The 13,055-nt window shown below is 36.0% G+C and carries 10 protein-coding genes; 8 read left to right on the top strand and 2 right to left on the bottom strand.

Annotation, left to right across the window (positions count from 1 at the left end):
- The first annotated feature begins 48 nt into the window (after positions 1 to 48).
- Complete coding sequence (locus CW752_RS09380; RefSeq protein ID WP_101239459.1) at positions 49 to 954, top strand: AraC family transcriptional regulator; 906 nt, start codon at positions 49 to 51, stop codon at positions 952 to 954.
- A 148-nt stretch (positions 955 to 1,102) separates the two neighbouring features.
- Here CW752_RS09380 and CW752_RS09375 read toward each other — a convergent pair whose 3' ends face one another.
- Positions 1,103 to 1,657: a thioredoxin family protein gene (locus CW752_RS09375; RefSeq protein ID WP_101239458.1), complete on the bottom strand. Its 555-nt coding sequence runs from the start codon at positions 1,655 to 1,657 to the stop codon at positions 1,103 to 1,105.
- A gap of 303 nt (positions 1,658 to 1,960) precedes the next feature.
- Between CW752_RS09375 and CW752_RS09370 the strand changes: the two genes are divergently transcribed.
- From CW752_RS09370 to CW752_RS09355, 4 genes are all read left to right on the top strand, one after another.
- Entirely contained in the window at positions 1,961 to 2,557 is a 597-nt protein-coding gene (locus CW752_RS09370; RefSeq protein ID WP_101239457.1) for a TetR/AcrR family transcriptional regulator, read from the top strand.
- Positions 2,558 to 2,925: 368 nt separating this feature from the next.
- Entirely contained in the window at positions 2,926 to 4,086 is a 1,161-nt protein-coding gene (locus tag CW752_RS09365; protein WP_101239456.1) for an efflux RND transporter periplasmic adaptor subunit, read from the top strand.
- 226 nt (positions 4,087 to 4,312) lie between these two features.
- On the top strand, positions 4,313 to 7,495 hold the full coding sequence (locus CW752_RS09360) for an efflux RND transporter permease subunit (RefSeq protein WP_101239455.1): 3,183 nt from the start codon (positions 4,313 to 4,315) through the stop codon (positions 7,493 to 7,495).
- A 236-nt stretch (positions 7,496 to 7,731) separates the two neighbouring features.
- Entirely contained in the window at positions 7,732 to 9,144 is a 1,413-nt protein-coding gene (locus CW752_RS09355; protein WP_101239454.1) for an efflux transporter outer membrane subunit, read from the top strand.
- 182 nt (positions 9,145 to 9,326) lie between these two features.
- Here the strand turns inward: CW752_RS09355 and miaA are convergent, their stop codons facing one another.
- Complete coding sequence (gene miaA / locus CW752_RS09350) at positions 9,327 to 10,247, bottom strand: tRNA (adenosine(37)-N6)-dimethylallyltransferase MiaA (RefSeq protein WP_101239453.1); 921 nt, start codon at positions 10,245 to 10,247, stop codon at positions 9,327 to 9,329.
- Between the two features lie 300 nt (positions 10,248 to 10,547).
- On the opposite strand from miaA, the gene CW752_RS09345 reads away from it, so the two are divergent.
- The 3 genes from CW752_RS09345 to nadA all read left to right on the top strand — a co-directional run.
- Positions 10,548 to 11,405, top strand: coding sequence for a YicC family protein (locus CW752_RS09345; protein WP_101239452.1), 858 nt, complete (start codon positions 10,548 to 10,550; stop codon positions 11,403 to 11,405).
- A 199-nt stretch (positions 11,406 to 11,604) separates the two neighbouring features.
- Complete coding sequence (gene gmk / locus CW752_RS09340; RefSeq protein WP_101239451.1) at positions 11,605 to 12,171, top strand: guanylate kinase; 567 nt, start codon at positions 11,605 to 11,607, stop codon at positions 12,169 to 12,171.
- A 111-nt stretch (positions 12,172 to 12,282) separates the two neighbouring features.
- Positions 12,283 to 13,055 (top strand): quinolinate synthase NadA (nadA, locus tag CW752_RS09335; protein WP_101239450.1); only part of this gene is annotated, 773 nt, incomplete at its 3' end.

Raw genomic sequence — 13,055 nt, 5'->3', positions numbered from 1 at the left:
CTATATTAATATAATTGTTATTTTTAACAATAAAATTTGATTAATTAAATGAAAGTTACTTTTGAAAGGGTCATTCCTAATGAAAAGAGCTCATTTCGGACGATTCATAACAACTCCCCTATTTCTGAATTCAAATGGGAATATCATTATCATCCCGAAATTGAACTTGTTTGCGTCATTTCAGGAAGTGGAACGCGTCACGTAGGATATCATAAAAGTAATTACACCAATGGAGATCTGGTACTGATTGGTTCTAATATACCTCATTCGGGATTTGGGTTGAACTCCATTGATCCTCACGAAGAGATTGTGCTTCAATTCAAAGAAGAGATTCTTCAATTTCCCCAACAGGAAGTAGAAGCAAGATCCATCAAAAATTTATTGGAACTCTCAAAATATGGGATTCATTTTCATCATAAAGTAAAAAAAGCTATGCTTCCCAAACTCAGGCTTATGCTTGAATCGGAAGGTTATAAAAGATATTTATTACTCCTTGAAATTCTTTTTGAACTCTCAAAATGTGAGGATTATGAGCTTTTAAATAAAGAAATCATGCCCTACACTATTATTTCAAAAAATAAAACCCGTCTTGAAAATATCTTCACCTATGTAGAGCATCATTATGACAAGGAAATTGATATTGAAGACGTCGCTAAACTTGCCAATCTGACTTTACCGGCTTTTTGTAATTTTTTTAAAAAAGCAACCCAGATTACTTTTACAGAGTTTGTTAATCGCTACCGGATTAATAAAGCCTGTCTACTGATGGCTCAGGATAAAACTATTTCAGAATGCAGTTATAGCTGTGGATTCAATAACGTAACCTATTTTAACAGAATGTTTAAAAAATATACCGGGAAAACACCTTCAGAGTTTATTAAGGATTATGTTCATAGTAATGGTAATGTAGATTTGAAGGTTGAGAATGAGACTAAAACTAAAGTGAGTTTTTAATAGAAAAGCTATGCTGAGACTCCTACGGAGTGACAAACTGTGTGGATCACTAAGCGAACGATGGAGATTTTGGCGTCAACAAAAAAGCCACTCCAAAAGAGCAGCCTTGTATTATAATGAGTAAAACCAGTAACTAAACAACCAGCAATTATTTCCATTTAATATTACATCCCATACTTGGTCTTTGAATTTCCTCTTGAGCTTCCCCAGCCAAAAGATTTTCAAAAGCAATAATTAAATCTTCTCCGGTTACATCTTTATTATTTCCCGGTCTTGAATCATCCATCTGACCTCTGTAGATAAGATCCAATTTATCATCAAAGAAATAAAAATCTGGAGTGCAAGCTGCATCATAAGCTTTTGCTACGGCCTGACTTTCATCAAATAAATAAGGGAAATCAAATCTTCTTTCGATTTGGAATTCAATCATTTTTTCAGGAGAATCTGCCGGATATTTTTCAATATCATTAGCATTAATCGCGATAAATTCAATTCCTTTATCATTATAATCTTCATATAACTCATTGATCTTGTCGATTACATGAAGAACAAACGGACAATGGTTACACATAAAGATCACCAATGTTCCTTTTTCTCCTTTCAGTTCTTCCAAAGACTGCAGTTCATTCGTTTTTGACGGGTTCGGCAGCTCAAAAAACGGAGCTTTCGTACCTAATGCCAACATATTTGAGGGAGTATTCATATCCTTTTCTTTAGATCACAAAGATAGAAATTTCTTTGGTTATTTAGTAAGGAAAATGGAGGCTGGAAGTTTATTGACGTCATAAAAATATGTATTCTCATATTCTATTTATTGACTCAGGCTATTTATCTTATTAATTTTTACAATAATTTTTTAATGATACGCTTCAACCGCTTCCAACACTCATTCTTCCAGCTTCCGGCAAAATTTTCCAACCTTCTTTTTTCATGAAATTTAAAATAACGTTTGGAAGATATCTTCAAAAGTTTGTAGTTTTGCTAACACTGTTAGTAAAAATATATAATGGGCCTACATGAACGTCGTCAAAGAGAAAAAGAATCCATCCGTGCAAATATTTTGCAGGCTGCTTTTGCTTTGGCACAAACGGAAGGTTGGGCTTCACTATCCATGCGTAAAATAGCAGATGCTATTGAGTACAGTGCACCGGTAGTCTATGATTATTTTGAAAACAAGGAAGCTATTTTGTTTGAAATTTCTTTAGATGGCTTTCACAAATTACATATAGAATTATTAAAAGCTCAGAAAAAACATGATACTCCTGAAGAGCAACTTGTTGCGATCGTGGATGCGTATTGGAACTTTGCTTTTAATAACAAAGAATATTATCAGCTTATGTTTGGTTTGGGAATGCAATGTTGCGGAAAAGGACAGATGAAGAAAGAATTCTCATCATTCCAGGAATTGATCTATGAGTGTACCTATGAGATTATCGAGAAAAACGGATCCAATACGGATAACGCTTGTCATATGTCTCATGCTCTGTTTTCAGCGGTACACGGAATGATTTCAATCATGATGATGCGTACAGCAGATATCCCTTCTACAATGAACAAATCGGCTTTGGATGAAACAGTTTCATCTTTTATTAAGTCTTTGTAAAATTTTTTTGAACTAAAAATTAACATCGTTAGGAAATTTAACACTGAATTAATTTAAATAATTCGTTTAAACCTAATTAAAAATTGAAATTATTTATGTAAAATTATACATCATTCAATTGCTAAAGGTACTTGTTTTTTCTTTTAAAATTAACACCGTTAGCAAAATTAACACAATTTACACCACACATCTTCATATACTTAACATTAAAAAACAATTTTCAATTATGGAAACAATCGATTTGATCGGACATTAAAAATTCGGTAATTTTTTTTGAACAAATCATTAACACTGTTAGGAAAAAAAACAGCATTTATTAAAAGAAACATTACTTAAATCTAACACTTCACTAAAAAAATTAAACCAAAATGAAAATACCAGGAAAAACAAGGTTTATTGTACTTATTTCTAGTATAATTCTTTTACAGAGCTGCACTAAAGCTGCAGAAGGATCCAATGCCGCTCCCCCAGCTCCTGAACTTCCGGTTTACACCGTTATCTCCTCTCCTGCTACCACATATCAAGAATTTCCAACCGCTTTAGAAGGAAAAAATAATGTAGAAATCAGATCTCAGGTTGACGGATATCTTGATAGAATATATGTAGAGGAAGGAGCTTATGTAAGAGCCGGCCAACCTTTATTTAAAATAGACTCCCGAAGCTATGGAGAACAGATGAATATGGCCCAGGCGAACCTTCAGGTAGCCAATGCCAATATACAGAAAGCTAAAGTAGAAGTAGACAGACTTCAACCATTGGTTGCTGCCAAAGTAGTTTCCGATGTACAACTTAAAACGGCAAAAGCCAATTATGAAGCAGCCGTAGCAGCAGCTTCACAAGCAAGAGCATCGGTAGGAAGCGCAAAGATCAATGTAGGATTTACAACCATTACAGCTCCTGTAAGTGGCTATATCGGAAGAATTCCTTACAAAAAAGGAAGCTTAATTTCCAGAACGGATCCAAATCCATTGACACTACTATCAGACATCAGTGAAATTTATGCTTATTTCTCTTTAAGTGAACTTGATTTTATTGCTTTTCAAAATAAATATCCGGGCGCTAGTTTAGAAGAAAAACTGAAAAATATGCCGATGGTAGAACTCGTTATTGCCGATAACAGCACTTATCCTGAAAAAGGGAGATTAAGCATTGTAGACGGTCAGTTTGATAAAACAACCGGAGCCATCAGCGTACGTGCCGTTTTCCCAAATGCTCACGGAACGTTAAGAACCGGAAATACAGGAAGAGTACGTATGCCTCAACTGCTCTCAAACGCATTGGTTATTCCACAGGAATCAACATTTGAAATTCAGGATAAAACCTATGTTTATGTAATGGATAAAGATAAGAAAGTAAGTGCGAAACCAGTGAAAATTTCAGGAAAAACAGACAGCTATTACTTTATTTCTGAAGGACTTTCTACAGGAGAAAAAATCGTATACACAGGAATCGGAAACCTGAAAGATGGAGTTTCTATCCGACCTAAAGCCATTTCTTCTGATAGTTTATTAAGAGCAAAACCTTTGTAATAGATCTCAATATGACAATTTAAGATTAAGAGAGCAGTTTAAATTTCATCTTTATAACACTTAAGTTTTTAAAGTCATCATCATCATTCTGTTGATTAAGAATACCTAAGTATTTTGAAAATCAATGATTTTCATCTAAAGTGTACTACTATTTTCCAAGCTTTAAAACTAGATCAACTTAAGTGTTTTAAGAAAAAGTTTAAACACTTAAAAAAATAAACTTCTTATGTTAAAACAATTTATAGAAAGACCGGTACTTTCAACGGTCATCTCCATCATACTCTTATTATTGGGAGCATTGTCTCTCTTTAATTTGCCTATTGCCCTCTTTCCGGATATCGCCCCACCCAGTGTTCAGGTAACGGCTTTTTATCCGGGAGCAAATGCTGAGGTAGTAGCTCGTTCCGTAGCTACCCCGATTGAAGAAGCCGTAAACGGAGTTGAAAACATGACCTACATGACTTCAAACTCAAGTAACGACGGTACCATGACCCTGAGTGTTTTCTTCAAACAGGGAGCAGATCCCGACAATGCGGCGGTAAATGTACAGAACCGTGTATCCAAAGCAATGAGCCAGCTTCCTCAGGAAGTGGTACAAGCCGGAATTTCTACACAAAAGGTTCAGAACAGTATGATCATGTTCATGGGACTCACCAGTGAAGATGCCAAACAATACGACGAACTTTTCTTACAAAACTACCTGAAAATCAATGTTATTCCGCAAATACAACGTATTCCGGGAGTAGCACAAGCACAGGTATTCGGAACAAGGGATTATTCCATGAGAATCTGGCTGAAACCGGATCGATTGGCTGCTAATAACCTTTCCCCACAAGAAGTTTTAGGGGCCATCAAAGATCATAATCTTGAAGCAGCTCCCGGTCGTTTAGGGCAAGGCAGTAAAGAAACTTACGAATATATCCTTAAGTATAAAGGAAAGCTTAATAAGAATGAAGATTATGAGAACATAGCTATCAAAGCCAACAGTGATGGTTCTTTCCTAAGATTAAAGGATGTTGCAAGAGTAGAATTCGGTTCATATACTTATACAGCGACCAACAGAGTAGATGGAAAACCTGTTGCCGGATTTGCGATCTTACAGACAGCAGGTTCCAACGCTAATGAAATCCTTACTGAGATTGAAAAGCAGGTTAAGGTAATGGAAACAACCCTGCCTAAAGGAGTGAAGCCCATCATCATGTATAATTCCAAAGACTTTTTGGATGCGTCTATTCATCAGGTAGTTGAAACTCTTGTCATTGCATTTATCCTTGTATTTATTGTAGTCTATATTTTCCTTCAGGATTTCAGATCTACTTTAATTCCGGCGATTGCAGTTCCGGTTGCGATTATCGGTACATTCTTCTTCCTCCAGCTATTTGGTTTCAGTATCAACATGTTGACATTGTTCGCATTGGTATTGGCTATTGGTATTGTAGTAGATGATGCCATCGTGGTGGTAGAGGCTGTCCATTCAAAAATGGAGCAAACAGGAATGCCTGTAGAACATGCTACAATGAGCTCTATGAGCGAAATTTCAGGAGCCATTATTTCGATTACGTTGGTAATGTGTGCAGTATTTATTCCGGTAGGTTTTATGCAGGGACCCGCAGGGGTTTTCTATAGACAATTTGCCTTCACCTTAGCGATTGCCATTCTTATTTCTGCAGTCAATGCATTGACCTTAAGTCCTGCATTATGTGCGATGTTCTTGAATGATCCTCAGGGAGAGCACGGGGAACATGGTCATAAAACAGGTTTTGGAGCAAGATTTTTCAATGCTTTCAATGCTAGCTTTAACAGCATGACCAGAAAATATATTTATAGTCTTAAATTTTTAATCAAAAATAAATGGGTTGCCATTGGAGGATTAATCCTTATTACAGCAACAAGTATTTTTCTTATTAAAAAAGCGCCGTCAGGATTTATTCCAACGGAAGATCAGGGATTTGTATTATATGCAGTGAATACTCCTCCGGGAAGCTCACTGGAAAGAACCCACAGAGCAACTGCACAGATTGATAAAATCATCAATGCAGAAAAAGCCACCAATCACCTTTGGGTAGCAGATGGTATGAACTTTATCAGTAACGCCAATGCATCTCCATATTCTGCAGGTTTTATTAAACTTAAAGATTATGATAAGCGTGGTGAAATGAATGACCCGGACCAGATTGCAGCAGCACTAACAGGAAAGGTAAGCCAGGTGAAAGATGCGAATGCGTTCTTCTTCAACTTCCCTACCGTACAAGGTTTCGGTAACGTTTCCGGTTTTGAATTTATGTTACAGGATAAGACAAACGGTTCTTTTGAGCAATTGGGAACAACCACTCAAAAATTCATTGGCGAATTGATGAAGCGTCCTGAAATTGCTTTTGCCTTTACCACTTATGCGGCAGGAAATCCTCAATATACCATTGATGTAGATACGGACAAAGCCAATCAGCTGGGTGTTTCTGTAACAGAATTGATGCAGACAATGCAAATTTATTTCGGAAGTAGCTTCGTATCGGATTTTAACAGATTCGGAAAATACTATCGTGTAATGGCCCAGGCAGATATTCCGTACCGTACAGATGCCAACTCACTGGAAGGTATTTATGTAAAAAATAAAATGGGTGAAATGGTTCCTGCAAAAACATTGGTGACCTTAAAAAGAACTTTTGGCCCTGAAACCGTAACCAGAAACAACCTTTTCAATGCAGTAACCATTAACGGGACTCCAAAACCGGGCTATAGTACTGGAGATGCTATCAAGGCAGTAGAAGAAGTAGCTCAACAATCATTACCAAGAGGTTATGGCTATGAATGGACAGGAATTACCCGTGAAGAGATTAAAACAGGTGGACAAACTGTATTTATCTTCCTTTTAAGTATTCTCTTTGTATACTTCCTGCTGGCTGCTCAATATGAAAGTTATATTCTTCCGTTTGCCATTATTCTTACCATCCCGACTGGAGTATTTGGAGTATTTGCCTTCACCGGACTGGCAGGAATTGATAACAACATTTACGTACAGGTAGGATTAATCATGCTTGTCGGATTGCTTGCGAAAAATGCCATTCTGATCGTAGAATTCGCGGTACAGAGAAGAAACGCAGGAAAATCATTGATTGAATCAGCTCTTCAGGCTTCAAGATTACGTTTAAGGCCCATCCTGATGACATCTTTCGCGTTTATCGTGGGAATGCTTCCGTTGGTTTGGACACAAGGAGCTTCTGCAAAAGGGAATCACTCTATCGGGTATAGTACGGTAGGTGGAATGCTTACAGGAGTAATATTCGGAATCTTCATCATTCCGGTTATGTTTGTAATCTTCCAGTATCTGCATGAAAAAATGCCAAGCAGAAAAAAGAAAAGACTTCAAAGACAAAAACTGGAGGCAGAACTTTTATCAGCACCTCATTAAAATAAAAGTATTTGAAAACTGTTGAGGAATATGGAAACCACAAAAGTCACAAAAGATTTTACGATAACACTTAAGCGATCTTAAAGTAAAAGTATGATACCTAAAAAGTGCACTTAAGTTTTTGAAAATCTCTGATTTTCTTATCCATAAACATCCGTGCAAATCTGTGTCATCTGTGGGAAATAAAAATATTCCTCAAGGTTTTGTACTTCATTAAAGTTTATTAAACAGCAACTATGAAAAGACTAAAAAATATCATTCTAACTTTTGTGCTTGCCTTAGGCTCTGTTTCGTGTGTGTCAAAACTGGCATACACGGAGCCGGAGCTACAGCTACCGGAAAAGTTTCAGTATACAGCCACTGCCGATACAGCCAGTATAGCCAACCTGGAGTGGAAACAGTTTTTCAATGATCCAACTTTACAGGGATTAATTGAAAAAGGAATAAAAAATAATTATGATCTTCAAATTGCATTAAAGCAAGTGGCAGCCTCACAAGAAAAGCTGAAACAGGCCAAATATATGCAATATCCTGATGTAGGATTTGGAGTAAGCGGACAGATTTCAAAGCCATCCAAAAACAGCATGAATGGGCAAAGCTTAAATTTATTTTTAGGACAAAGCCATGTTGAGGATTATAATGCAGCATTCAATCTTTCCTGGGAAGCTGATATTTGGGGAAAGATTAAAAACCAGCAAGAGGTTTCAAGAATGCAGTATCTTCAAACTTATGAAGGTTCCAAAGCCGTTCAAACGCAGGTTGTGGCAGCCATCGCTCAAGGGTATTACAACCTTTTGATGCTGGATAAACAATTGGCGATTGCAAAATCTAATCTGGAATTAAGTTCCAATACTTTATTAATCACACAAAAGATGTGGGAAAGTGGTGATACAACCTCTTTAGGAGTTCAACAATCTACGGCTCAGAAACAGGCAACAGAACTTCTGATCTCGCAATTGGAACAAAATATTGCTATCCAGGAAAATGCTTTGAGTATTCTTGTGGGAGAAATGCCCAATAAAATAAACAGAACAATTGAAATGTCCGATACTTCATTACCTCAGAATATTACAGCAGGACTGCCTGCTGCGATGGTGAGCCGAAGACCGGATGTCCGTCAGCAGGAATTGGTGTTATTGGAATCCAATGCTATGGTAGGAATTGCGCAGGCTAATATGTATCCTACCTTAAAAATTACAGCTAACGGAGGGGTAAACTCATTCAAGTTCGATAACTGGTTTCAGATTCCGGCTTCCTTGTTTGGGTCTGTTTTAGGAGGGCTTACCCAACCTATTTTCCAGAAAAGACAATTAAAGACAGACCTGGAAGTAGCCAAAATTCAAAGAGAGAAAAATGTTCTTGCTTTCCGTCAATCGGTATTGAATGCTGTTGGTGAGATTTCCGACGCTTTGGTATCTAATGAAAATTTAAAAATTCAGGAACGAAAAGCCACTGAACAGGCCACCACATTAAAGGATGGAATTAAAAGTGCACAACTTCTTTACAGAGGAGGTTCAGCCAATTATCTGGAAGTGATTACCGCACAGGGAAACTCTCTTCAAGCAGAGCTAAATTTAGCTTCCATTAAAAGACAGAGATTAAGTAGCATTGTAGATTTATACAGAGCACTAGGTGGCGGTTGGAAGTAGTAAATTAAATTATATTGTTTGAGTGCGGTTCTTTATAAGGCCGCATTTTTTATGCTATAAATTTTAAGAATGAACGTTAAATCACTCTGCTTGTCATTCTGACGAAGGAAGAATCTCTTTGATTATTTTAGGATTCTTCATTCCACTTTGTTCCATTCAGAATGACAAACCGGAAGCTTAATTTACTTCTCAAACTGTTCAGTAATCCAAAGAATCAAATCTTCATAATCCTGTTGAGAATACCCCAACTGCAAATAATGAATATCATTTGCTTTTCGATACCAGGTCAGCTGACGCTTAGCATACCTTCTACTGTTCTTTTTAATTTCAGAAACAGCAAAATCCAGGTCCCATTCCCCATCAAAGTATTTAAATAATTCGGAATAACCAACAGTATTCAAAGCCGTCAAACCTTTGAATTTTTCAAGACTTTTCACCTCATCCAAAAGCCCTTTTTCCATCATTATATCTACTCTTCGGTTGATTCTGTCATACAATTCTTCTCTTGGCGCTTCAATTCCGATTCTGATCACATTAAAGTCTCTGGAATCCTGAGAAACAGCAATCTGTTCTGAATATTTTTTATCAGTCTGCCAGATGACATCAATCGCTCTAAGAAGTCGACGATGATTGTGAATATCCACCACTGCAAAATATTCAGGATCGAGTTCCTTTAAAATATTCTGAAGTTTTTCAACTCCTTCCTGCTCCATGATCTGCTGAAGTTTTTCCTGATTTTCAGTATTGGCTTCCGGCAAATCGTTAAGTCCTTCAATCACAGCTTTTTCATACATCATACTTCCACCAACAAGAATAACGGTATCATGAGTTGTAAAAAGTTCATCGAGTTTTTTCAAGGCATCTTCCTCGTATTGTCCGATAGAATAATATTCTTCTACCGAAAGATTTCCTATAAAATGATGAGTTGCTTCAGCGAGTTCTTCTTCAGAAGGAGCGGCAGTTCCTATTTTCATTTCTTTAAAAAACTGCCTGGAATCGCAGGAAACAATCTCCGTATTGAAATGTTGAGCCAGATCAATTGCCAATCTTGTTTTACCAATTCCGGTGGGTCCTACTACAGAAATCAAATTTTTCTTTTTCACAGCGCTAATTTACAAAAATGAGCCCATTTTAATTTTTATTTTTAAACACAAAAAAGTGACGGATTGTTTTGAACCATTAAGAATATTTAAGTTGTTAAGTTTAATTAAGAAAAAAATCCAATAGATTTTTCTTAAGCATTATGCCAAAAGCGAAGCTCATCTTAATATTCTTATCTTCTTCATTAAAATCTTAATGGCTCAATATAAATTTAACATTGAATAATCAGATAATCTATGTTAAAATTTCATGGTATCACATTATAGACTTAAATGTTTATCTTTGTAGAACAATAAAAAACTATGATTTTATCAATGACCGGCTTCGGTAGAGCCGAAGGTGTTTTTGAAGGAAAAAAAATAACAATAGATATTAAGTCATTGAACAGTAAGAGCTTTGATTTAAATATTAAAATTCCTTTACGTTATAAAGAAAAAGAATTTGAGATCAGAAAAATTCTTAACGATAGAATTATCCGTGGAAAAGTAGATTGCTACGTTAACCTAGAGAATCTTGAAGAGTCCAATGATGTAAAAATTAATAAAAATTTAATTGATTCATATATCAATGAATTGAAAAATATTGCATCAGACGGTCCCGATTTTGAATACCTGAAAATGGCAGTAAGACTTCCTGAAGCAATTACCTCAAGACCTGATGAATTAACAGAAGGTGAATGGGAAGCTTTGGCAAAAATTGTCCATGCTGCTGTAGACAGATTTGAAGAATTCAGAACAACTGAAGGCAGTATTTTACATGAAGAACTCAACAGGAACATTCAGAATATTTCTCAATATCTTAGTGAAGTTATTCCTTTTGAAGAAGAAAGAATCGTAAGTGTAAAAGAACGCTACCAAAAATCTCTGAAAGAATTCGAAAATGTTGATGAAACACGTTTCTATCAGGAAATGGCATATTTCACGGAAAAGCTTGATATTTCAGAAGAAAAGGTAAGACTTTCCCAACATTTGAAATATTACAAGGAAGTAATGGATAATGAATCTTTCAACGGAAAAAAACTGGGCTTTATTTCCCAGGAAATCGGAAGAGAAATCAATACATTAGGTTCCAAAGCCAATCATGCCGAAATCCAGAAACTGGTTGTTATGATGAAGGATGATTTGGAAAAAATTAAAGAACAAACGTTAAACGTATTATAGAAATAGACCTATAGACAAAAGATGAGACAGTCTCAAAAGTCAAATAATTTGGCTATTATCATTCTAACGAAGAAAGAACCTCATTGATGATCCATCGTTTGAGGTTCTTTACTCCATTTTAGGACTTCGTTTGCGGCCCTTTAGTCTGTATTCAGAATGATACTTAGAAGACAACCTTATTTGAAAATCTCTAATCTAAATGGATAAAGTAATTATATTTTCAGCACCATCAGGGAGCGGAAAAACTACATTAGTAAAACATTCTTTGGAAACATTTCCCGAACTTGCATTTTCAATCTCTTGCACTACAAGACAGCCGAGAGGAAGTGAAGTACATGCAGTGGATTATCATTTTTTAACGCCAGACGAATTCAGACAAAAAATTTCCGAAGATGCTTTTGTAGAATATGAAGAAGTATATACTGATAAATATTACGGTACTTTAAAATCTGAAGTAGAAAAAATCTGGAATCAGGGAAAAGTTGTTATTTTTGATGTAGATGTAAAAGGAGGTATTTCCTTAAAAAAATATTTCGGGGGAAAAGCCCTGTCTATTTTCATCGAACCACCTTCCATCGAAGAATTGGAACGAAGATTGATTTCAAGAAATACAGATGATGCAGAAACCATCAAAACCCGGGTAGCAAAAGCCGAAGATGAAATGTCTTATGCAACCGAATTTGACAAGATCGTTATCAATACTGATCTTGATGTAGCAAAAAAAGAAATAGAAAGTTTAATAAAAAGTTTTATAGAAAGAAACTAGAAGTCAGAAATTAGAAGTTAGTTTTTTTAGTGTCAGGAAAATTATCCTCATTTTATACTAACCTTTAGTTTCTAATCTCTAACTTCTATAAAAGAAAAAATTGAGGTTGATATGAGTACCGAAACATTAGAAAAAGCTAAATCTGCAATTCCTGTAAAAGGATTTCTGGATATAAAAGATATAGCAATTCCTCAAGGAGAAGAATTGGTAAAAGCCATTCTTAAACTTAAAGAAGAAAAAAATGCTGTAATTCTTGCCCATTATTACCAACCTGGTGAAATCCAGGATATTGCCGACTTTCTTGGGGATTCTCTCCAATTAGCAAGACAGGCCAAAGAAACCAATGCTGATATGATTGTATTCTGCGGAGTACACTTTATGGCGGAAGCCGCTAAAATTCTGAACCCAACTAAAAAAGTAGTTTTACCTGATACTATGGCAGGATGCTCTTTAGCAGACGGATGTTCTGGAGAAGGACTAAGAAAAATGCGTGAACAACACCCTGACGCTTTAATTGCAACTTACATCAACTGTAACGCTGAAACCAAAGCTGAAAGTGATATTATCGTAACCAGCTCAAACGCTGAAACGGTCATCGAAGCTCTTCCAAAAGACAGACCTATTATTTTTGCTCCGGACAAAAACCTGGGAAGATATTTATCTAAAAAAACAGGACGCGATATGATTCTTTGGGATGGAAGCTGTGTAGTACACGAAGCTTTCTCAATGGAAAGAATTGCAAAACAATTGGCAGACAATCCTGATGCAAAATTAATTGCACACCCTGAAAGTGAAGAAGCTGTATTGAAACTGGCTCACTTTATCGGATCTACTTCCGCTCTATTGGATTATGTAGAAAAAGATGATTGTCAAAAATTCATCAT

Origin of the sequence: Chryseobacterium sp. PMSZPI (assembly GCF_002835665.1) — a bacterium.
Classification (GTDB): Bacteria; Bacteroidota; Bacteroidia; order Flavobacteriales; family Weeksellaceae; genus Chryseobacterium.
Note: the sequence above shows the minus strand (reverse complement) of the source record. Positions and strands in the feature narration are given on the sequence as shown.

Coding starts and splice junctions, on each gene's coding strand:
- CW752_RS09345 (WP_101239452.1), top strand. CDS start 10,548: ATGATTTTATCAATGACCGGCTTCGGTAGAGCCGAAGGTGTTTTTGAA.
- CW752_RS09365 (WP_101239456.1), top strand. CDS start 2,926: ATGAAAATACCAGGAAAAACAAGGTTTATTGTACTTATTTCTAGTATA.
- gmk (WP_101239451.1), top strand. CDS start 11,605: ATGGATAAAGTAATTATATTTTCAGCACCATCAGGGAGCGGAAAAACT.
- CW752_RS09370 (WP_101239457.1), top strand. CDS start 1,961: ATGGGCCTACATGAACGTCGTCAAAGAGAAAAAGAATCCATCCGTGCA.
- CW752_RS09355 (WP_101239454.1), top strand. CDS start 7,732: ATGAAAAGACTAAAAAATATCATTCTAACTTTTGTGCTTGCCTTAGGC.
- CW752_RS09380 (WP_101239459.1), top strand. CDS start 49: ATGAAAGTTACTTTTGAAAGGGTCATTCCTAATGAAAAGAGCTCATTT.
- CW752_RS09375 (WP_101239458.1), bottom strand. CDS start 1,657: ATGAATACTCCCTCAAATATGTTGGCATTAGGTACGAAAGCTCCGTTT.
- CW752_RS09360 (WP_101239455.1), top strand. CDS start 4,313: ATGTTAAAACAATTTATAGAAAGACCGGTACTTTCAACGGTCATCTCC.